The organism is Novosphingobium sp. BL-A-41-Hi4A-0G, from assembly GCF_055521735.1.
In genome coordinates this window covers 3,209,401-3,228,223 of the sequence record NZ_CM145501.1, presented here as the reverse complement: position 1 = coordinate 3,228,223, position 18,823 = coordinate 3,209,401, and the positions used below count along the sequence as shown (strand labels likewise).

The following is an 18,823-nucleotide window of genomic DNA, read 5'->3' as shown; positions in this document are numbered from 1 at the left end:
ACACTGCGGTCACGAGGCTCAGCCATGACTGCCCCTGCGGAGGCGCGATTGCCTTTGCCTGCAGGGAAGCGATCCGGACGTGCTCCATAAGGCGCTGATCGATCGGGCGGCTTCGGCCAGGCCCAACAGCGGTGACAGCACCGCCTTCAACGACGTTTTGCAAAATGACCGGCATCTGGCGAACTGCCCCGCGCTGGTCCTCAATGCCGATTACACGCCGCTCAGCTACTATCCGCTCAGCCTGTGGTCATGGCAGACTGCGATCAAGGCGGTGTTCCTCGAACGCGTCGACATCATCGAGACTTACGAGCGCGAGGTGCACAGCCCCGGCTTCGGCATGAAGCTGCCCTCGGTGATCGCGCTACGCCAGTACGTGCGGCCCAGCGAATATCCCGCCTTCACCCGATTCAACCTGTTCCTGCGCGACCGTTTCCAGTGCCAGTACTGCGGCTGCCACGAGAACCTGACCTTCGACCACATCGTCCCGCGCCGCCTTGGCGGACGCACGTCGTGGGAGAACGTCGCGGCGGCCTGTGCGCCGTGCAATCTCAAGAAGGGCGGACGGACACCCGAACAGGCGCACATGCGGCTGATGAACCGCGCGATCCGTCCGACCACGTGGCAACTGCAGGAACGCGGCCGCGCCTTCCCGCCGAACTACCTGCACGAAACCTGGCGCGACTGGCTCTACTGGGATGTCGAGCTGGAAAGCTGACTGCGGTCGAGCAACGACGCACCCTTCAGGAACAGGGCAAGAGTAACCACCGAGATCGCCGCCGCCAGCAGGATCGGCATGCCCGGCAGGTGCAGCACTGCGTGCGGGCCGCTGAAGCGCTCGAGCACTTGCGTGTACATCGGCGGGCCGACGATCGCGGCAATCGAGCCGATGGCCTGGACCGCGCCCTGCAACTCGCCCTGGCTGCGCGCATCGACCGCGCGGCTGTTGAACGCGGCGATCGGGGACTGGACGAACCCCTGCAGCGCGCCGACGGCGATGGCGAGATAGACCTGCCACGTTGTGTGGGCGGTGGAATAGAGCACCGCCGAAACGCACAGCCCTGAAACGCCAAGGATCACCGCGCGCCGCTCGCCCAGTTTGGGCAGAAGCATGCGCAAGCCCACGCCCTGCACCAGCGCGCTGGAAAAGCCGACAAGTGCCAGCGCTATGCCCACCTGCCGCACGCTGAAGCCGTAGGCGGCAATCGCGAAGTAGGACCATACGGCGGGATAGACGATATGCGCCAGCTGCCATGTGCCAAGCGCCGCCACGAACCACAGCACGGTCGGGCTCTGCCCCTTGAGCGCGCGCAGCGATGTGAGCGCGTTGGCGCGGCGCCAGTCGAACGGGCGGCGGTTCTCTTTGCCGAGCGATTCCTTGAGGAAGACGAACCCGAACACGGCATTGGCCAGTGCCAGCCCTGCGGCGGTGTAGAACGGCAGGCGCGCGTCGATGGAGCCGAGCAGTCCGCCCAGCGCCGGGCCGACGACAAAGCCGATGCCGAACGCCAGCCCCATCATGCCGAAGTTTGCCGCGCGCTTTTCCGGCGGGGTCACGTCGGCGATATAGGCATAGGCAGGCGAGAAGCTGGCTCCGGTCACGCCTGCGATCAGCCGTCCGGCAATCAGCCAGCCGAAGTTCGGGGCCATCGCCTGCAGCAGATAATCCAGCCCGAGCACGAACACCGCCGCCAACAGCACCGGCCTGCGCCCGTAGCGGTCCGACAGGTTGCCCAGCACCGGCGCGAAGATGAACTGCATCAGCGCATAGCCCGCGCCCAGCCAGCCCGCGTACCACGCCGCCGTGCCGACATCAACATGCTTGAGCGACATGATCAGCCCCGGCAGCACCGGCGTGACGATGCCGAAACCGAGCATGTCGATCAGCACGATCGCAAAGACGATCCCGAACGAGGCGCGATTTGCGGCCATCGGATCAGCGCCGGGAGAGCGCTTCCTCGCTTCCCGCCATGAGCTGGGCGATGATCTCGGCCACAGGCTCTTCCTTGTTTACCATGCCGACCGACTGGCCCGCCATGACCGAGCCACGCTCGACATCGCCGTCGATCACCGCGCGGCGCAGGGCTCCGGCCCAGAAATGCTCGATCTCGAGCTGCGCCTGCGCCATGTCGACCTTGCCTTCGTCGAGCATCTTGGCGACTTCGACCTGCTTGGCGGTGAACTCCTCGGTGCCCTTGTTCTTGAGCGCGCGGACCGGGATCACCGGCAGGCGCGGATCGACCTGCACCGAAGCCACCGCATCGCGGGCATTGCCCCGGAAGAACGCCGCCTTGAACGCGGGGTGCGCAATCGATTCGGTGGCGCAGGCAAAGCGGGTGCCGAGCTGCACGCCGCTCGCGCCCATTTCCAGATAGCTGGCGATCATCTCGCCCCGACCGATGCCACCGGCCACGAACACCACGTGATCGGCAGCCAGCGCAGGCAGGAATTCCTGCGCCAGAACGGAAGTGGACACCGGCCCGATGTGCCCGCCCGCTTCCGATCCTTCGATGACCAGAGCGTCCGCGCCGGAGCGCAGCAGCTTCTTCGCGAGCGCCAGCGTCGGCGCGAACACCAGCACCTTGGCCCCGAACGCCTTGATCGCCTCGACGCTGCCCTTGGGCGGGATGCCGCCTGCCAGCACGACATGGCCGACCCCATGCTTCGCGCAGACCGCGATCAGATCGAACAGCGCGGGGTGCATGGTGATCAGGTTCACGCCGAAAGGCTTGTCTGTCAGCGCCTTTGTAGCTGCGATCTCGGTGTCGAGCAGTTCGGGCGTCATCGCCCCGCAGGCAATCACGCCGAAGCCGCCCGCGTTGCTGATCGCCGAGACCAGATTGCGCTCCGAGACCCAGCTCATCGCCCCGCAAAGGATCGCGTGCTCCGTGCCGAGGAACTCGGCGCCACGGCGCATCAGGCCAGATGTCTTGGGTGTTGCGGTCATAGCTTGAGAGTCCCGTCCGGTAGTCCGGCGCGCGCTTTAGGGCCGCATCGTGTCGGCAACAAGGCCGGACTTGGGCCATATGATCGCCAAAAGCGATATCTCTGCCCAATTTAACCCGTTTTACCGATTGTTATCCGTGGCGTAGAAGGATTGCAGCAAGTGGGTTCCCCCTCACCCACCGAGCCCTTGAGCCGGTCTTCTCAATCTCCTGACTGGCCCGGGTCGCGCCCCGCCTCTCGGTTCCGGATCGGACCGGGAGGTGGGGTTTTGCTTTGGGATATACGCGGCGCTGGCCTATGCGCTGGCGATGACCGCAGCAACCGCCCCCATCGTTTCCGACCGAACCCTTGCTCGCGCAGACCTCCTGGCGATGGCTCCAAAAGGCGCGCATCACCTGACCGACTGCGATCTGGATGAAGCCGACCTCTCGAAGCTCGACCTGACCGGCTGGACCTTCGAGCGCTGTTCACTGCGCCATGCCGACCTTTCGGGCACGAAGCTGATGCGGACGACGTGGCGCGGGTGCAAGGCGCCCTTCGCCAACCTCACCGGCGCAGACCTCGAGGAAGCCCGCGTCTCGGCCTGCGACTTCAACAATGCCGCCTTCCGCCGCGCCAACATCGGCTCGGCCCACTTCGTCTCCACGCGCATGACCGGTGCAGACCTGCACATGGCCAAGGGCATGGGCTTCGTGTTCGAGGAAGTCCTGCTGGTCGGCGCGCGCCTGCCTGGCCTGTCGTTCCGCAAGGAAAAGCTGGTGCGCCTCGATCTGGCGCAAGCGGACCTCAGCAAGGCCGACTTTCGCGGCGCGGTGCTGGAAGGCTGCAGCTTGCGCGAAGCCAATCTCGATGGCGCGCAGTTTGCGGGCGCAGACTTGCGCGGAGCGGACCTTGGCGGTCTTCAGCTCGAAGATGCGCGGGTGTTCAGAGGCGCGGTGATCTCGCGCGAACAGGCCGAACAGCTCCTGTCCGGCTGGGGCCTGCTGATTCGCTGATGGCGGCTCCCCTCCCGCAGGCGGGAGGGGTGGGGGGTGGGCATTCGGCGATAGCCGAAGCTTACTCCGCGTCCATCTCGTAAGCGGTGTGCAGCACGCGCACGGCGAGTTCGGTCTCGTCCTCGTCGATCAGCACCGAGACCTTGATCTCGCTGGTGGTGATCGCCTGGATGTTGATGCCGCGATCGGCCAGCGCGCGGAACATGGTGCTGGCAACGCCTGCGTGGCTTCGCATGCCGACACCGACGACGCTGATCTTTGCGACCTTGCTGTTGGCCAGCATGCGGTAGTAGCCGATCGTGTCCTTGCGCTCTTCCAGCAGCGCCTGGGTGCGGGCGAGGTCCGAGATCGGCACCGTGAAGGTCACATCCGTCTCGCCCTTGTCCTTGGCGATGTTCTGGATGATCATGTCGACGTTGATGTTGGCAGCAGCCAGCGGACCGAAGATCGCGGCGACGGCACCGGGGCGGTCGGCGATGCGGGTCAGCGTGACCTTGGCCTCGTTCTTGTCGGCAGCGATGCCGGTGATCAGCTGGCGTTCCATATCAAGTCCTTCGAGCTCTTCGTCAGAGACAATCATCGTTCCAGGGATCGTGTCGGCAGCAGGGGCATCGTCGTCGATGAACGAGGACAGCACCTGCACGCGCACGCCTTCCTTCATGGCAAGGCTGACCGAACGGGTCTGCAGCACCTTCGAGCCGACTGATGCCAGTTCGAGCATTTCCTCGTAAGTCACGTTCTTCAGCTTGCGCGCCTTGGCGACGATGCGCGGATCGGTGGTGTAGACTCCGTCGACGTCGGTGTAGATGTCGCAACGGTCGGCCTTGACCGCTGCGGCCACGGCGACGGCTGAAGTGTCAGAACCGCCACGGCCCAGCGTGGTGATGCGCCCCTTGTCTGACAGCCCCTGGAAGCCGGGGATCACCGCGATCTCGCCAGAAGCCATCGAAGCCAGCACAGCTTCGGAGTCGATGCCTTCGATGCGCGCCTTGGAATGGGCATCGTCGGTATGGATCGGCAGCTGCCAGCCAAGCCACGAGCGTGCCTTGCAGCCCAGCGCCTGCAGGTGCATCGCCAGAAGGCCCGAAGTCACCTGCTCGCCACTGGCCACGACCACGTCGTATTCAGCCGGGTCGTAAAGCGGGTTCGCCTCGCGGCAGAAGTTGACGAGGCGATCGGTCTCGCCCGCCATGGCCGAAACGACCACCGCAACCTCATGCCCCGCGGCCTGCTGGCGCTGCACGATGCGCGCCACGCGGCGGATGCGCTCGGTTCCGGCCATCGAGGTGCCGCCGAATTTCATCACGATGCGGGCCAAGGGCTTGCTCCTGAAGTCTTGCGCGTAAGAATCTTGCCCGCAAGGCCGGTGGACCTTGCAGCGCGGGCGCTTTAGGGACGTGATATGAGCAATGCAACCTCTGCGAATACCATTCGTCCGGTCACCATCAGAGATTCTGAGGCCACCCACTTCGGCAAGCTGGCGGCAGACTGGTGGAACCCCAAGGGCTCCTCGGCCATGCTGCACAAGCTCAACCCGGTGCGCCTCACCTTCATCCGCGATGCCATCGATGCACACTTTGGCACCGATTCGCGCGGGGTGAAGCCGCTGGCGGGGCGCCGTGCGCTCGATGTCGGCTGCGGCGCGGGGCTGTTGTGCGAACCGCTGGCCCGTCTCGGTGCCGAGGTGACCGGAGTCGACGCCGCCAAGGAAAACATCGCTGCGGCAAGCCTCCATGCCCAAGGGTCAGGCCTTGCCATCGACTATCGTTGCGGTGACGTCGGCCAGCTCGGACTTGCCGGATACGATCTGGTCACCTCGATGGAAGTGATCGAACACGTCGCCGACAAGGCCGCGTTCATCGCTGCGCTCGAAGCCGCGCTTGCCCCCGGCGGGCTGATGATCCTCTCCACCCCCAACCGCACCACGCGCTCGCGCCTGCTGCTGGTCGAGGGGGCTGAAAGCCTCGGCATGGTGCCGAAGGGCACGCACCACTGGGACGATTTCATCACGCCCGTCGAACTGCACGAATTGCTCGATGCGGCGGGCCTGAAGATGGGCAATCCCCTCGGCATCGCGTGGAGCGTTTCGAAAGGCCTGCACCTTTCGGACGATCTCGCCCTGAATTACATCGTCACCGTGACCCGGAAGGACTGAATCATGGCCGCCGAACGCTTCGAACGCCACAAGCAGGCCTGGACCGCGGACGAGATCCAGAAACTGCACACGCTTGCCAAGAAAGGCATGGCCCTCAAAGCCATCGCCAAGGCCCTCACCCGCAGCGAGGAATCGGTAAAACTGCGCGCCAAGAGCGACGGCCTCTCCATCGCCAAGCTGCGCTGAGCGGGCATTCTTGCGCGCCTCTGCGTAATACGGTATCGGCGCGGAACTTGCTCGCGGATGGTCCGCGCAGTCAAATGCCAGGAGGCAGCCAATGTTTGCATGCATGCTGCCACCAGGCAGGACATAAAAGCGCAAAGCGCGCTTCACATTTCCCTGACATGACCGGTTGAGACGCTCCGCACGCGCGGTTGGCCTCTGCCGTGCGAGCGAGAATTCTCAAATGTATGCGCGTTTCACGACGCCCGGTGTGATCACGCGAGCGAGCGTGGCGCCGGGTCCGTTCCGCACCGCCTGTGATCTGTGGTGGGAGCGGGAGGAAGACACGCCCGTCCTGATCGCGCTTCGGCGCGAACTGGACTGGTTCAACGAATGTCTGCCGGTGCCGAACCGGTTTACCGTCGTCGCAAAGGGGCGGCGGTGGTCCGATGGCGTATGCTGGTTTCGCGATGATGCCCGCGAAATGCTGGGCCATGCCCATGCACTCGCAGCCCTGCTCGAAGAGTGCGGTGTGCCGGTTCACCGGCAATGGACGCGCGATCCGGGACAGTTGCTCTACCGGGACCGCTGGCAGGTGGTTGCCAAGCCCGAGCCGCGCCAACTGCACTGACGCGGCTCAAGAAATTCCAACGAAGGAGGTTACCATGAAGACCGACAACTACGACGCCCTGCCCTGCTTTCGAGCCGACATCCAAACGCCGTAAGGGCTTCCCGAGCGAAACGCGCGTCAAGCGCGGCCAGCGCACGGTCCGGGGCAGTTCAGACGATCCGATGAGCGTGGAATTGCTGGAACGCCTCGGTCGACAGGACCCTTGCCCCTGCGGTTCGGGGAACAGGTTTCAAGTCCTGCTGCCTGCGTTCGGGCCGATACGACGGCGCCTTGCGGCGCGATTACTGGCGCTAAAGCTCAGTCCGAAGAAGGCAGAAACTTCTCGACCAGATCGCGCGCCAGCCGCGCGGGGCGCAGGGTCTCGGCATCGAGGCAGCACCAGCTGGACTTGACCTCGGCCAGCACTTCCTCGCCGCGCTTGATGATGGTTTCGTAGAACGCGCGCGCGCCCTGCACTTTCTCGAGGATCACGTGAGCGATCACGGTGTCTTCGAGGAAGGTCGGGCGGCGATAGGTGATCTCGTGCTTCAATGCGACCCACAGGTGCGCCGCTACCGCATCGGCAGGGGCCAGCGCGCGCCAGTGGTCGATCACTGCGTCCTGCACCCACGTAAGGTACGAGGCATTGTTGACATGGCCCATGAAGTCGATGTCAGCGGGCTTTACGGCGATAGGGACGAGATGGGGGATCACATTGCTCACATCAATGTAGGTAACATGATTCGCACGCCAATGACAGGCGCCGTGTCACCCTTTTCAAGCCAGCAACACTTTAACTGGAAAGCAGTTCCTCGACCCAGGCAGGGACGACCTCGGACGCCGGGCCAAGCCGGGTCTCGTGGAACCACGCCGAGCCCTGGCTGCGCTCCAGATTGAGCTCCAGCGTATCCATGCCAAGCTCGCGCGCATTGCGCACAAGACCCGCCGCCGGATAGACCGCGCCCGACGTGCCGATGGAAACGAACAGGTCCGCGCCACTCAGCGCCTGATAGATCTCCCCCATCCGGTAGGGCATCTCACCGAACCAGACGACATCGGGACGCAGCGCGGCCATGCCGCAGGTGGGGCACGGCGGGCGATGGAGCATCGGCCCGGTCCAACGGTGGCGCGTGTCGCAGGACGTGCACCAGGCCTTGAGGTGTTCACCATGCATGTGCAGCACGTTCAACGCGCCGCCGCGCTCGTGCAGATCGTCGACGTTCTGCGTCACGATCAGCACCTCGCCACCTGCCTTCTTCGGCCATTCGCGGTCCAGCCGGGCGAGTGCGTGATGCGCCGGATTGGGCAACTTGGTCTGGATCGCCTCGCGGCGCATGTCGTAGAAGCGCAGGACAAGGCCTGGATCGCGCTCGAAGGCCTCGGGCGTCGCCACGTCCTCGACGCGGTGCTGCTCCCACAGGCCACCACCCCCGCGAAAGGTATCGATGCCGGATTCGGCGGAAATTCCGGCTCCAGTGAGAATGACGATATTGCGCGGGCGTTTCATCGCGACCATGAAGCACGCGACGCAAGGGGCAGGCAATGGCAAGAATCGGAATCATCGGCAGCGCTGGACGAATGGGCAATGCGCTGCAGGCAGCCGTAGCGGCAGCAGGGCACGAGTTCGCGGGCGGGATAGACAAGGGCGGCGATCCCCTCGCCCTCGCTCAGGCCAGCGACGTGCTGGTCGACTTCTCGGCACCCGGCGCGCTCGAGTTCAATCTCGATGCGGCGATCCACACAGGCGTGCCCATCGTCATCGGCACGACCGGGCTTGAGGAACGCCACCACTGGCTGATCGATTCCGCCGCCGTCAGCATCCCGGTGCTGCAGACCGGCAACACCTCTCTGGGCGTGACCCTCCTCGCCCATCTGGTGCAGGAAGCCGCCTCTCGCCTCGGCGAGGACTGGGACATCGAGATTGTCGAGACGCACCATCGCATGAAGGTGGATGCGCCCTCGGGCACCGCGCTGCTGCTCGGCGAAGCGGCGGCCAAGGGGCGCGGCGTTCACCTCGCCGACGAAGCCGTGCGCGGTCGCGATGGCATCACTGGCGCACGCAAGGCCGGCACCATCGGCTTTGCCGCGTTGCGCGGCGGCAGCGTGGCAGGCGACCACTCGGTCCACTTCCTTGCCGACAACGAACGGCTGACCTTCTCCCACCTCGCCGAAAACCGCGGCATATTCGCCAAGGGTGCGATCCGCGCGGCAGAGTGGATCATCGGCAAGGGACCGGGCCGCTACACTATGCCGGAAGTGCTTGGTTTGTGAAGGTATTTGGGGCTCTGACATGAAGAAGGCGGACATCTTCGAATTCTTCCGCCGCCTTGCCGAAGCAAATCCCTCTCCCGAAACGGAGCTGGAATACGGTAACGTCTACCAGCTGCTGGTCGCCGTCACGCTCTCGGCGCAGGCAACCGATGTCGGCGTCAACAAGGCCACGCGCAAGCTCTTCGCCTTGGTCAAGACGCCGCAGGACATGCTCGACCTCGGCGAAGAGGGCCTCAAGAGCCACATCAAGACCATCGGCCTGTTCAATTCCAAGGCCAAGAACGTCATGGCCATGGCCGAAATTCTCGTGGCGAAATATGGCGGTGAGGTCCCGGCCGACCGCGATCTGCTCACCGAGCTCCCCGGCGTCGGCCGCAAGACCGCCAACGTCGTGATGAACTGCGCGTTCGGCGCGGAAACCTTTGCGGTCGATACGCATATCTTCCGCGTCGGCAATCGCACCGGCCTTGCGAAGGGAAAGACGCCGCTCGCCGTTGAGAAAGGGCTGGAGAAAAGCGTCCCCCAGCCGTTTCGCGTCGGCGCCCACCACTGGCTGATCCTCCACGGTCGCTATGTGTGCAAGGCGCGGACGCCGGAATGCTGGCACTGCGGGCTGGTTGACCTTTGCGGTTTCAAGGGCAAGGTTCTGGAAAAAGGCGAAAAGGCACCAGCAAGCCGCAAAACAAGGAAGGAGAGCAAGGCATGAAGCGCATGACTCCGTTTCTGATCGCAACACTTGCACTGGCCATTGCGGGTTGCACCGCAAGCGCCAAGGGCGGCAATGACGGCCACCGCGCCGACATTCCCAAGGCCAAGATCGTCGGCAAGCCGGTGAACTGCATCCCCATTCAGAACATCCGCGAAAGCCAGGTGCGCGATGACTGGACCATCGATTTCCGCACCAACGGCAACCAGTGGTATCGCAACACCCTGCCCAACCGCTGCTTCAGCCTCGGCTTCGAACGCGCCTTCGCCTATGGCACGTCGCTGAGCCAGCTGTGCAACGTCGACATCATCACGGTGATCACGAACAACGCTGGCCCCGGCCCGGTCAACCGTGGTGCCTGCGGTCTGGGTGAATTTACCCCGGTTGAACTGGAGAAGTAGGGCCTACTTCTCGTAATTGACAGGATCGAGGTTCAGACCCGCCCGCCCGTCGGCCGCCGTGTGCGCAGGCGCGTGGGGTGGTTCGGCGTCCGGGTCCATCGGCGGCTGGAGCATGCCTTCCCACTTGGTGATGACCGAAGTCGCCACTGCATTCCCCACCACGTTGGTCGCCGTGCGCCCCATGTCGAGGAACGTGTCCACGCCCAGCAGCAGCGCAATGCCTTCCAGCGGCAGGCCGAACTGCGTGAGCGTTGCCGCGATCACCACAAGGCTGGCGCGCGGCACGCCTGCAATGCCCTTCGACGTGACCATCAGCGTCAGCAGCATGGCAATCTGCTGCCCCATCGACAACTCGATGCCATAGGCCTGCGCGATGAACATCGTCGCAAAGCTGGTGTACATCATCGAACCATCGAGGTTGAAGCTGTAGCCCAGCGGCAGCACGAAGCCCGAGATGCGGCGTGGCACGCCGAAGCGGTCCAGCTGCTCGAACAGCTTGGGCAGCGCGGATTCGGAACTCGCGGTCGAAAACGCCAGCAGGATCGGCTCGCGGATGTAGCGCGCCAGCGTGATCACCCGCCCCTTGAGGAAAATGCCGCCCAGCGTCAGCAGGATGATCCACAGCAGCAGCAGGCCGAAGTAGAACTCGGAAACGAACACGCCGTAGGTAATGACGATGCCAAGGCCCTTGGTCGCAATCACCGAAGCGAGCGCACCGAACACCGCGAGCGGCGCGATCCGCATGACATAGTCGGTGATCTGCAGCATCAGATGGGCCAGCGCTTCGCACCCGCGCACGATCGGCGCGCCGGTCTCGCCGATGGCCGAAAGCGCCACACCCGCAAACAGCGAGAAAACGAGGATCTGCAGCACGTTGTTCTTCGCCATCGCATCCAATGCGCTGGTCGGGAAGATCTCAAGCACGAAGTGGCGCAGCGTGAAGTCCGCCGTCGCCAGATCGCCGACCGGCCCTACAGCGGTAAACTCAAGGCCCACGCCCGGCTTGAACAGATTCACCAGCAGCAGGCCGAGCCCGATGGAAATCAGGCTTGCGGTGATGAACCACGCCAGCGCCCGCCCGCCGATGCGGCCCAGCGCCGCGCTGTCGCCCATCCCGGCGATGCCGGTCACCAGCGTCGCCAAGATCAGCGGCGCGATGATCATCTTGATCAGGTGCAGGAAGATGTCGGGCAGCAGCTTCAGATAATCGGCGATCTGCGCCAGCGTCGCGTCACCCTTGGGATAGCTGGTGTTGAGCAGGTAGCCGACGAGGATGCCGAGCACCATGCCGATCACGATGTAGAGGGTAAGGCGCCTGGCCAAGAAACGTGCTCCCGCAATATTGTTGCAGGCGAGACTAACGACGTTTCAGGCGCGGCTCAACCGCCGCCCGCGTCTTTTAACCGACTTGCCCGCGATGCAGCAGCTTCTGGTCCGCCAGCACCAGCGCCATCATCGCCTCGACCACCGGAACCCCGCGAATGCCGACGCAGGGATCGTGGCGGCCCTTGGTGAACAGCTCAGTGGCCTCGCCTTCACGGGTGATCGTCGGCATCGGCGTCAGGATCGAGGAAGTCGGCTTGAACGCCACGCGCACCGTCACCGGCTGACCGGTGGAAATGCCGCCCGCAATGCCGCCCGCATGGTTGGCAAGAAACTCAGGGCTCCCATCACCGGGCCGCATCGGATCGGCATTGCCTTCACCGGTATTGCGGGCAGCTTCGAATCCGTCGCCGATCTCCACGCCCTTGACCGCGTTGATGCCCATCATGGCGTGCGCCAGCTCGGCATCGAGCTTGGCATAAAGCGGCGCGCCCCAGCCCGCCGGAACGCCGGTCGCCACGCATTCCACCACCGCGCCAAGCGACGAACCCGACAGCCTCGCATCATCGACCAGCTTCTCCCACCGCGCCGCTGCCCACGAATCCGGGCAGAAGAACGGGTTGCGACCAATCTCGGCGGCATCGAAATGATCCATGTCGATCCTGTCGCCACCGATCTCGCTCACCCAGGCGAGGATCGAGACTTCTGGGATGACCAGACGCGCAACCGCACCTGCCGCCACGCGCGAGGCTGTCTCGCGCGCGGACGAGCGGCCACCACCGCGATAGTCGCGGAAGCCGTACTTGGCGTCATAGGCATAGTCGGCGTGACCGGGGCGATAGGCCTTGGCGACATCGCCATAGTCCTTGGAACGCTGGTCGACGTTCTCGATCATCAGGCTGATCGGCGTTCCCGTGGTTTTGCCTTCGAACACGCCCGAGAGGATGCGGACCTGATCCGGTTCCTGCCGCTGCGTGGTGAAGCGCGACTGGCCGGGGCGGCGCGCGTCGAGAAACGGCTGAATCTGCGCCTCGCTGATGGCAAGACCGGGAGGGCAGCCGTCGACCACGGCGCCAATGGCCGGCCCGTGGCTTTCGCCCCAGGTGGTGAAACGGAAGAGGTGACCGAAGCTGTTCAGGCTCATGGGCCACGCCTTTGCCGGGGATGGGAGGAAAAGTCCACCTTTCGGCGCATCGCGCGCCGCGCTATCGCAAGCTCCATGTTCCTCGTCGTATTCCGCAACCGCAAGCGCGCCGATATCGATGCCGCCGCCTATTCGGTCGATGCGCACGCAATGGAACTGCTCGCCGCGCAGCAACCCGGCTACCTCGGCTTCAAGAGCTACACCGCCGAGGATGGCGAAGTCATCGCCCTGTCGGAATGGGAAGACGAAGCCGCCGCTCTGGCCTGGCGGCGTGTCGCCCATCACGCCGAGATGCAGGGCAAGGGCCGCGCCGAATACTACGAGAGCTACACCCTTTTCGCAGGCACGCCCACCCGGGTGCACCGCTTCAACAGGCAGGACACATGAGCATCACCCTCTACGGCATCCCCAACTGCGACACGGTCAAGAAGGCCCGCACCTGGCTCGACGGCAAGGGCATCGCTTACACCTTCCATGACTACAAGAAGCAGGGCGCCGACCCGGCTAGGATCGCCCGGTGGATCGACGCCGCCGGGCTGGACAAGGTCGTCAACAAGACCGGGACGACCTACCGCAAGCTTGACGACGCACAGAAGTCTGCGCTCGCTGGCGAAGGCGCTCCCGCCGTGCTGTCCGAGAATACCTCGGTCATCAAGCGGCCGATTGTAGAACACCCCGGTGGCTTGCTCGTCGGCTTCAAGGAAGCGGAATGGGCAGCGGCATTAGGCTGAACGCCATCCGTTGACGCGACCCCATCGCACCCTCTGCTACCCCACCGTCGCCCCGGGCTTGACCCGGGGCCCCGCTTTTATTCAGCGCCACCCCTGCGAAAAGAGCGGGGTCCCGGATCAAGTCCGGAACGACGACAAGTAAGACGGCGCGTTCCAAACGCCTGCGATCGCAACCCATCTTGACAAAAAGAACCATATAGGTTATACGCCCCGCCACAGGTCAGGAGAGGGCAAAAGGCCAACCCGCTCCTCTCCCTTCGGAAGCCGAGGTTGTGGCCGAAGCTTCCGGCGCGATCGGTGCGGCAGGTGCGTGCGGGTTCAATGCGGGGCGTTAAGCCCAAGACCCACCGGGCAAACCCTGTCGTTACCCAAGGACAGACAGGACAACTCAGGGCTGATAGCACGGCGCCGAACCCTGAGCGACGCTGCGGATGCGGAACCCGCCATGACTTGCGTGACGAAGTCTGCGCAAACGACAGGTTCTTTTCACGCAGCCGCTTGCCAGAAGCCAAGGCAGCCCGCGAGCCGCTGCCAAAGCTTCGTCCTTTCGCTTATGTCCGCCCACAGGCTGAGCCGACAAGGGGTCCGGAACCGCCCCCCGGCCACTCGCAACCGGTCCCGCGCCCTTCCCGCGCGTGCCACAACGGCACCGCACCGGTCGCGCGATCTGTGCTTTCCCACCGGCGTTACCGTCCGCACTCGCCAGCGGATGATCCTCCGCACCAGCAGAAAAGGGTTTCTCGCAGAGACGCAGAGGAAGCAGAGATCGCAGAGTGAAAGGGAGGAAGCCTGCGGCGCAGCCACCTTCAGCCGTCTTTCTTCTCTGCGTCCTCTGCTCCCTCTGCGTCTCTGCGAGAAACAAGCATCCTGCGCTCACCCGCAAAGGCTAGGTTAGTCGCAGCGGGGTGGGCACCCCAGCGCAACAGAGTAATCGCACGCAAAGACGCAAAGACGCAAAGACGTCGCGCCCGCCGCAGGCGTCCCACTCCTCAACCACCTACCAACCACACGCATCCTCACCCCAAAGCGCAACACCTTCGCGCCTTTGCGGCTTTGCGTGAGAATTCAAGCGTCCCCGCGAAGGCGGGGACCTCGGTGGTCTTACAGACCCTCACAGCAAACCGCCCGAGGCCCCCGCCTTCGCGGGGGCGCAGGAGAGGGTTTCGCGCGAGGAAGAAAAGAGTATCTCACGCAAAGACGCCAAGATGTCGTGCGTGCGACGAAAAGCCGCCTTGGTCTGCTGCCGTTTCATCCGAATGACGCTGAAGGCCTGCAACGCGCACAACTTTTTTGCGTCTTCGCGTGAGTCACCCCGGGCGAAGCCCGTAACCTTCTCTGCGCCCTCTGCTCCCTCTGCGTCTCTGCGAGAACAAGAGGGGTGGGCGCCCCGGCGCACTGCCAGACACATCTCACGCCAAACCCCGCAGCGTTACCCAAACAAAAAGGGAGCCGGCTCGCGCCCGCTCCCCTTTCGTCTCAGCCAGTTCCGGCAGGGACCTTATGCAGGACCCTTTTCGAAGGTGGCGAAGTTCTCGTTTCCAACGAAGCCAAACTTCGTGACCTTGGCGTCCGTGATGATCTTCATCATCCGGTTCGCGATCTCGTAGCTGGCGTATTCCTCGGGCTGGAACTGCAGTTCCGGCTCGGGATCAATCCCCTTCGTCGAAGCGATGATCGAGACCAGTTGGCCTTCGTTGATGGCTGCACCGTTCCAGAGGATCTGGTTGGTCGCCGTCAGCACCAGCTTGTTCTTGATCGGATCGATCTTGACGTCGTTGGGGATGTTCGTCGGCTGCGGGAGGTCGATGTTCACCGCATGCGTGGCCACCGGGATGGTGATGATGAACATGATGAGGAGAACGAGCATGACGTCGATCAACGGCGTCGTGTTCATTTCCATCATCGGCGAGCCATCATCCTTGCCGCCGCTCATTGCCATGGTTGGTACTCCTGTTCGCTCTCTGGCCCGGTCGGAACGGGGTTAGCCGTTCGGATCGACCGGGGTCGAGATGAAGCCGACTTTCGGATAGCCAGCAGACTGGACGTTATAGATCGCACCAGCGATGCACTTCCAGGGGACATTCACGTCGCCGCGGATGTGCACTTCGGGGATCTTTTCCGGATCCATGTTGGCGGCGCCGCCTTCACGCTTCACGATCGCATCGAGGCGATTGAAAGCCTGCTGGTACAGCTCCTGGTTGTCCACCGGACTGATGTTGTTGAAATAGACGCGGCACTGGCCGGTGCGCGAAGAACCCTCGTAACCGGGCTCCCTCGGGCTACGGCCTGCAGCGTCCGTCGAGACGACCGAGAGCATCAGGTTTTCGACCTTGTCCTGCGATTCCTCGCTGACAAGAACAGGAACCTTGAGCTTTTCGATCGACTGGATCGCGACGGGCACCGCGATGAGGAAGATGATCAGCAGCACCAACATCACGTCCACGAGCGGCGTGGTGTTGATGTCCGACATCGGGCGTTCTTCTCCGCCAGCGCCGCCTACAGACATTGCCATGGGTTACATCCTATCCGTTCTGAGCCGCGAGGGAGGCCGGAGATATCCGGAGATCGGCTCCGGCCCGAGACTCGCGTTTCCGGAAAGGGGCCGGACGTTGATCCGGCCCAATCCTGATTACTTCTTGACGGGTGCTGCCGGGGTAGCCGGAGCAGCCGGAACGGCCGGCTTCACAGCGCCCTTCGAGTTGATGTTCGCCAGCAGATCGGTCGAGAAGCCCGAGAGCAGTTCGGCGATCTTCTTGTTGCGAGCCTGCAGCCAGTTGTAGGCAAGCACGGCCGGAACAGCGACGAGCAGACCCAGCGCGGTCATGATCAGAGCTTCACCGACCGGACCTGCGACCTTGTCGATCGAGGCCGAACCGGCGAGGCCGATGTTGATCAGCGCGTTGTAGATGCCGACCACGGTACCGAACAGACCAATGAACGGTGCGGTAGCGCCCACGGTTGCGAGGAACGGCAGACCGCCAGCGAGGCGAGCGTTGATGAACGCTTCCGAGCGGGCGAGCGAACCGTGCAGCCAGTCATGGGCTTCGAGCGAGTCGGTCATCTTCGAGTGCTGGTCTTCAGCAGCGAGGCCGTCGTCGACGATCTGGCGCCATGCCGAGTTCTTCTCGAGCTTGGCAGCGCCTTCACGCAGCGAACCGGCGCGCCAGAAGGTGCCGATGTTCTTGTACTGGCCCATGATCTTGTTCTGCTCCATGAGCTTGGTGAACAGGATGTAGAACGAGCCGAACGACATGATCGCGAGGATCACGAGGGTGGCGATACCGATCCAGTTGGGCTGGCCGTTGGGAAACAGCGCTTCCTTGATGCCGAAGGACTTCTGCGGCGCTGCGCCAGCGGCGGCGGCAGCAAGTGCGTAGATGGACATTGCGAGTCTTCCTCTTCAATTCAAATCAAAGTGCGTGAAAGCCGTCAGGTGCCGGACTTCCGTGTCAAATCCGTGAGCCGAATCAATCCTTCGGGATAACCCAGCGGATCGAGTTCGAGTACGATCCGGTCGTCGGCTGCCCTTCGCCATCGGTCGCGGGCTGGAAGCGCGCGCGGCGACGGACGTTGGAGCACGTGGCCTCGTCAAGATCGGGGCTGCCTGAAGACCTGGTGATCTGGCAGTCCGTGACCTTGCCATCGGTGCCGATGGTGACACGGAAACCCGTGGTGCCTTCACGCTCTTCGCGAAGCGCACGCGATGGGTAGTCGTTCGACGTTGCCCAGTTGCCCGGCTGACCCTTGGGGACAGCTGCCTTCGGCGTAAACCGGGGCGGGGGCGGAGCTGCAGGCGGCGCAGGAAGCGCAACCGGTGCCGGCGGAGCAGGCATCGGGGGAGCTTCGTTGACCGTCTGCACCTGCGGAGCAGGCGCGTTGAAACTGATCGGCGGCGGAGGCGCGACGATCGGCGGCGGCGGCGTGTTCTCCTTCGGAGGAGGCGGCGGCGGCGGTTCCTCCGGCGGCTTCTCTTCCTCGATGTTGACCGCCGAGGTCACCTCTTTGACCTTCTTGAACGCCTCTTGAGCCAGGCCCGTAACGAGCGCGTAGCCAACGGCGACATGAAGAATCGCAACGACGATGAGCGCGGTGATCTTGTTACCGCTCATCTGTTGGTCAGCGTATGCCATTCAGCTCCAATACTCCTGATCGCCCACCTGAGCCCGGAGCACGCGCAATACGGCCCTGACCAAGGTGGAGCCCGCGCGCAGGATCACCGTCCTGCCCGAAGGCCAATCCAGCAAATTTCAATCCACCCTGCCGGCAACCCGGTCCGCCGACATCAAACCAGGGGGTTTGGCGGCGGCAAGCGTCGGGCTGCTTGTTTTTGGATTGCCCGAACGGGCGCATCTTTAACGGCGAAGCCAAAGGCGCGCAAATGCTTTATCCGTTAACTGGTGATTCAGGGTTGCACTGCCTGAAATCAGCCAGAAACGAAGGGCCCATGCTAGCCTGCGTGGTGCCGGAGATACCGTAATGCCTGCATTCCCGTTCAAGTTCGCCCTCATGACGGCCGCCGCCTTGACCTTGGCCACCGGATTCGCTGCCAGCACCGCGATCGCGCAGGAAGCCCCGATTCGGGGCTCTGCCAACGGTGTCACCACCTCTGCGGCCGGGGCGCTCACTTACGCCGATATTGCCTCGATGGCTGACGCGGCAGAGGTCGTCCTGCGTGCACAGGTCAGGAAAGTCTCGCGGCTGAAGCCCGAACAGGCGCCCGGCCTTGCCCCGGGCATGGCGCGCCTTCTGGTCGAAGCGAGGACGCAAACGGTGCTGACCGGCCCGGCAATGGGCGAAACCGTGCGCTATCTCGCCGACATCCCCCTTGATGCAAAGGGCAAGGTGCCCAAGCTGTCGAAGGCGGTTGTCCTGATCTTCGCCCGCACGGTCGCTGGCCGGCCAGGCGAATTGCGTCTCGTCGACGGCGGCGCACAGATCGCCTGGTCCGGAGAAACGGAGATGCGCACCCGTGCAATCCTCACCGAGATGCTCTCGCCCGAAGCCCCTCCGCGTGTCAGCGGAGTGCGTGAAGTGCTTTACGTTCCCGGCAACCTTGTCGGCGAAGGCGAAACGCAGGTCTTCCTCCAGACCGAGAACAATGCGCCGGTCTCGGTCTCGGTCATCCGCCGGCCTGGCATGAACCGCACCTGGGGCGTGAGCCTGTCCGAGATCGTCGATCAGGCGGCCCGCCCGCCCGCGCGAGATACGTTGACCTGGTATCGCCTCGCCTGCAGCCTGCCCAGCTCGATGCCGCCGGGCGCGAGTCTGTCGGGCAGTGCATCCCAGGTGCGCGCTGCGGCAGAGGACTACGCCTTTGTCGTGGCCGAGCTTGGCGAGTGCACGCGCAGCCGTCCGGCCGTGGAGCGCTGAGCGCCAAACCGG

The 18,823-nt window shown here is 64.0% G+C and carries 22 protein-coding genes; 11 read left to right on the top strand and 11 right to left on the bottom strand.

Going from position 1 to position 18,823, the window contains the following annotated elements:
* Nucleotides 1-79: 79 nt before the first annotated feature.
* Nucleotides 80-715, top strand: coding sequence for an HNH endonuclease (locus ACZ1JX_RS15635; protein WP_465124434.1), 636 nt, complete (start codon nt 80-82; stop codon nt 713-715).
* Here the strand turns inward: ACZ1JX_RS15635 and ACZ1JX_RS15630 are convergent.
* On the bottom strand, nt 688-1,929 hold the full coding sequence (locus tag ACZ1JX_RS15630; protein WP_465124433.1) for a TCR/Tet family MFS transporter: 1,242 nt from the start codon (nt 1,927-1,929) through the stop codon (nt 688-690). The genes ACZ1JX_RS15635 and ACZ1JX_RS15630 overlap by 28 nt on opposite strands.
* 4 nt (nt 1,930-1,933) lie before the next feature.
* On the bottom strand, nt 1,934-2,944 hold the full coding sequence (locus tag ACZ1JX_RS15625; RefSeq protein ID WP_465124432.1) for an NAD(P)H-dependent flavin oxidoreductase: 1,011 nt from the start codon (nt 2,942-2,944) through the stop codon (nt 1,934-1,936).
* 307 nt (nt 2,945-3,251) lie between these two features.
* On the opposite strand from ACZ1JX_RS15625, the gene ACZ1JX_RS15620 reads away from it, so the two are divergent.
* On the top strand, nt 3,252-3,938 hold the full coding sequence (locus ACZ1JX_RS15620; RefSeq protein WP_465124431.1) for a pentapeptide repeat-containing protein: 687 nt from the start codon (nt 3,252-3,254) through the stop codon (nt 3,936-3,938).
* Nucleotides 3,939-3,999: 61 nt separating this feature from the next.
* On the opposite strand, the gene ACZ1JX_RS15615 is transcribed toward ACZ1JX_RS15620, so the two are convergent.
* On the bottom strand, nt 4,000-5,256 hold the full coding sequence (locus tag ACZ1JX_RS15615; RefSeq protein WP_465124430.1) for an aspartate kinase: 1,257 nt from the start codon (nt 5,254-5,256) through the stop codon (nt 4,000-4,002).
* A gap of 84 nt (nt 5,257-5,340) precedes the next feature.
* Between ACZ1JX_RS15615 and ubiG the strand changes: the two genes are divergently transcribed.
* The 3 genes from ubiG to ACZ1JX_RS15600 all read left to right on the top strand — a co-directional run bounded on the left by ubiG (nt 5,341) and on the right by ACZ1JX_RS15600 (nt 6,886).
* Nucleotides 5,341-6,093 carry a bifunctional 2-polyprenyl-6-hydroxyphenol methylase/3-demethylubiquinol 3-O-methyltransferase UbiG gene (gene ubiG, locus ACZ1JX_RS15610; protein ID WP_465124428.1) on the top strand — a complete coding sequence of 251 codons (753 nt, stop codon included), beginning with the start codon at nt 5,341-5,343 and terminating at the stop codon, nt 6,091-6,093.
* 3 nt (nt 6,094-6,096) lie between these two features.
* Nucleotides 6,097-6,279: a hypothetical protein gene (locus tag ACZ1JX_RS15605; protein ID WP_465124427.1), complete on the top strand. Its 183-nt coding sequence runs from the start codon at nt 6,097-6,099 to the stop codon at nt 6,277-6,279.
* Between the two features lie 220 nt (nt 6,280-6,499).
* Nucleotides 6,500-6,886: a hypothetical protein gene (locus ACZ1JX_RS15600; RefSeq protein ID WP_465124426.1), complete on the top strand. Its 387-nt coding sequence runs from the start codon at nt 6,500-6,502 to the stop codon at nt 6,884-6,886.
* Between the two features lie 297 nt (nt 6,887-7,183).
* Here the strand turns inward: ACZ1JX_RS15600 and ACZ1JX_RS15595 are convergent, their stop codons facing one another.
* Both ACZ1JX_RS15595 and ACZ1JX_RS15590 read right to left on the bottom strand, forming a co-directional pair.
* On the bottom strand, nt 7,184-7,588 hold the full coding sequence (locus ACZ1JX_RS15595) for an acyl-CoA thioesterase (protein WP_465124425.1): 405 nt from the start codon (nt 7,586-7,588) through the stop codon (nt 7,184-7,186).
* A gap of 70 nt (nt 7,589-7,658) precedes the next feature.
* Complete coding sequence (locus ACZ1JX_RS15590; RefSeq protein WP_465126436.1) at nt 7,659-8,372, bottom strand: NAD-dependent deacylase; 714 nt, start codon at nt 8,370-8,372, stop codon at nt 7,659-7,661.
* A 35-nt stretch (nt 8,373-8,407) separates the two neighbouring features.
* Between ACZ1JX_RS15590 and dapB the strand changes: the two genes are divergently transcribed.
* The 3 genes from dapB to ACZ1JX_RS15575 are packed head-to-tail and all read left to right on the top strand — an operon-like array spanning nt 8,408 to nt 10,243.
* Nucleotides 8,408-9,136, top strand: coding sequence for a 4-hydroxy-tetrahydrodipicolinate reductase (gene dapB, locus ACZ1JX_RS15585; protein ID WP_465124424.1), 729 nt, complete (start codon nt 8,408-8,410; stop codon nt 9,134-9,136).
* A 19-nt stretch (nt 9,137-9,155) separates the two neighbouring features.
* A complete protein-coding gene (gene nth, locus ACZ1JX_RS15580) occupies nt 9,156-9,842 on the top strand; it encodes an endonuclease III (protein ID WP_465124423.1) in 687 nt (228 codons plus the stop codon).
* The gene (locus ACZ1JX_RS15575) at nt 9,839-10,243 is read left to right on the top strand and encodes a hypothetical protein (RefSeq protein WP_465124422.1); all 405 of its coding nucleotides are present in this window, start codon (nt 9,839-9,841) and stop codon (nt 10,241-10,243) included. Before nth ends, ACZ1JX_RS15575 begins: the two co-directional genes overlap by 4 nt.
* Nucleotides 10,244-10,246: 3 nt before the next feature.
* Here ACZ1JX_RS15575 and ACZ1JX_RS15570 read toward each other — a convergent pair whose 3' ends face one another.
* A complete protein-coding gene (locus ACZ1JX_RS15570; RefSeq protein WP_465124421.1) occupies nt 10,247-11,566 on the bottom strand; it encodes a dicarboxylate/amino acid:cation symporter in 1,320 nt (439 codons plus the stop codon).
* Between the two features lie 76 nt (nt 11,567-11,642).
* Nucleotides 11,643-12,710, bottom strand: a complete 1,068-nt coding sequence (gene aroC, locus ACZ1JX_RS15565; protein WP_465124420.1) for a chorismate synthase — start codon at nt 12,708-12,710, stop codon at nt 11,643-11,645.
* A gap of 75 nt (nt 12,711-12,785) precedes the next feature.
* On the opposite strand from aroC, the gene ACZ1JX_RS15560 reads away from it, so the two are divergent.
* On the top strand, nt 12,786-13,097 hold the full coding sequence (locus ACZ1JX_RS15560) for an antibiotic biosynthesis monooxygenase family protein (protein ID WP_465124419.1): 312 nt from the start codon (nt 12,786-12,788) through the stop codon (nt 13,095-13,097).
* Nucleotides 13,094-13,441, top strand: coding sequence for an arsenate reductase (locus tag ACZ1JX_RS15555; protein ID WP_465124418.1), 348 nt, complete (start codon nt 13,094-13,096; stop codon nt 13,439-13,441). The genes ACZ1JX_RS15560 and ACZ1JX_RS15555 overlap by 4 nt, the downstream gene beginning before the upstream one ends.
* A gap of 1,498 nt (nt 13,442-14,939) precedes the next feature.
* Here the strand turns inward: ACZ1JX_RS15555 and ACZ1JX_RS15550 are convergent.
* The 4 genes from ACZ1JX_RS15550 to ACZ1JX_RS15535 form a co-directional block, all read right to left on the bottom strand.
* On the bottom strand, nt 14,940-15,380 hold the full coding sequence (locus ACZ1JX_RS15550; RefSeq protein ID WP_465124417.1) for an ExbD/TolR family protein: 441 nt from the start codon (nt 15,378-15,380) through the stop codon (nt 14,940-14,942).
* 42 nt (nt 15,381-15,422) lie between these two features.
* A complete protein-coding gene (locus ACZ1JX_RS15545) occupies nt 15,423-15,953 on the bottom strand; it encodes an ExbD/TolR family protein (RefSeq protein WP_465124416.1) in 531 nt (176 codons plus the stop codon).
* A 117-nt stretch (nt 15,954-16,070) separates the two neighbouring features.
* Nucleotides 16,071-16,826 carry a MotA/TolQ/ExbB proton channel family protein gene (locus tag ACZ1JX_RS15540; RefSeq protein ID WP_465124415.1) on the bottom strand — a complete coding sequence of 252 codons (756 nt, stop codon included), beginning with the start codon at nt 16,824-16,826 and terminating at the stop codon, nt 16,071-16,073.
* A gap of 82 nt (nt 16,827-16,908) precedes the next feature.
* Entirely contained in the window at nt 16,909-17,571 is a 663-nt protein-coding gene (locus ACZ1JX_RS15535) for an energy transducer TonB (protein ID WP_144904723.1), read from the bottom strand.
* Nucleotides 17,572-17,917: 346 nt separating this feature from the next.
* On the opposite strand from ACZ1JX_RS15535, the gene ACZ1JX_RS15530 reads away from it, so the two are divergent.
* Nucleotides 17,918-18,811, top strand: a complete 894-nt coding sequence (locus ACZ1JX_RS15530) for a hypothetical protein (protein ID WP_465124414.1) — start codon at nt 17,918-17,920, stop codon at nt 18,809-18,811.
* Nucleotides 18,812-18,823 lie beyond the last annotated feature (12 nt).

What these genes read in the sequence shown, in the direction of transcription:
- ubiG (WP_465124428.1), top strand. Translation starts at nt 5,341, where the DNA reads ATGAGCAATGCAACCTCTGCGAATACCATTCGTCCGGTCACCATCAGA.
- ACZ1JX_RS15560 (WP_465124419.1), top strand. Translation starts at nt 12,786, where the DNA reads ATGTTCCTCGTCGTATTCCGCAACCGCAAGCGCGCCGATATCGATGCC.
- ACZ1JX_RS15550 (WP_465124417.1), bottom strand. Translation starts at nt 15,380, where the DNA reads ATGGCAATGAGCGGCGGCAAGGATGATGGCTCGCCGATGATGGAAATG.
- ACZ1JX_RS15605 (WP_465124427.1), top strand. Translation starts at nt 6,097, where the DNA reads ATGGCCGCCGAACGCTTCGAACGCCACAAGCAGGCCTGGACCGCGGAC.
- ACZ1JX_RS15535 (WP_144904723.1), bottom strand. Translation starts at nt 17,571, where the DNA reads ATGGCATACGCTGACCAACAGATGAGCGGTAACAAGATCACCGCGCTC.
- dapB (WP_465124424.1), top strand. Translation starts at nt 8,408, where the DNA reads ATGGCAAGAATCGGAATCATCGGCAGCGCTGGACGAATGGGCAATGCG.
- ACZ1JX_RS15600 (WP_465124426.1), top strand. Translation starts at nt 6,500, where the DNA reads ATGTATGCGCGTTTCACGACGCCCGGTGTGATCACGCGAGCGAGCGTG.
- ACZ1JX_RS15590 (WP_465126436.1), bottom strand. Translation starts at nt 8,372, where the DNA reads ATGAAACGCCCGCGCAATATCGTCATTCTCACTGGAGCCGGAATTTCC.
- ACZ1JX_RS15625 (WP_465124432.1), bottom strand. Translation starts at nt 2,944, where the DNA reads ATGACCGCAACACCCAAGACATCTGGCCTGATGCGCCGTGGCGCCGAG.
- ACZ1JX_RS15620 (WP_465124431.1), top strand. Translation starts at nt 3,252, where the DNA reads ATGACCGCAGCAACCGCCCCCATCGTTTCCGACCGAACCCTTGCTCGC.
- ACZ1JX_RS15545 (WP_465124416.1), bottom strand. Translation starts at nt 15,953, where the DNA reads ATGGCAATGTCTGTAGGCGGCGCTGGCGGAGAAGAACGCCCGATGTCG.
- ACZ1JX_RS15555 (WP_465124418.1), top strand. Translation starts at nt 13,094, where the DNA reads ATGAGCATCACCCTCTACGGCATCCCCAACTGCGACACGGTCAAGAAG.
- ACZ1JX_RS15530 (WP_465124414.1), top strand. Translation starts at nt 17,918, where the DNA reads ATGCCTGCATTCCCGTTCAAGTTCGCCCTCATGACGGCCGCCGCCTTG.
- ACZ1JX_RS15630 (WP_465124433.1), bottom strand. Translation starts at nt 1,929, where the DNA reads ATGGCCGCAAATCGCGCCTCGTTCGGGATCGTCTTTGCGATCGTGCTG.
- aroC (WP_465124420.1), bottom strand. Translation starts at nt 12,710, where the DNA reads ATGAGCCTGAACAGCTTCGGTCACCTCTTCCGTTTCACCACCTGGGGC.
- nth (WP_465124423.1), top strand. Translation starts at nt 9,156, where the DNA reads ATGAAGAAGGCGGACATCTTCGAATTCTTCCGCCGCCTTGCCGAAGCA.
- ACZ1JX_RS15575 (WP_465124422.1), top strand. Translation starts at nt 9,839, where the DNA reads ATGAAGCGCATGACTCCGTTTCTGATCGCAACACTTGCACTGGCCATT.
- ACZ1JX_RS15540 (WP_465124415.1), bottom strand. Translation starts at nt 16,826, where the DNA reads ATGTCCATCTACGCACTTGCTGCCGCCGCCGCTGGCGCAGCGCCGCAG.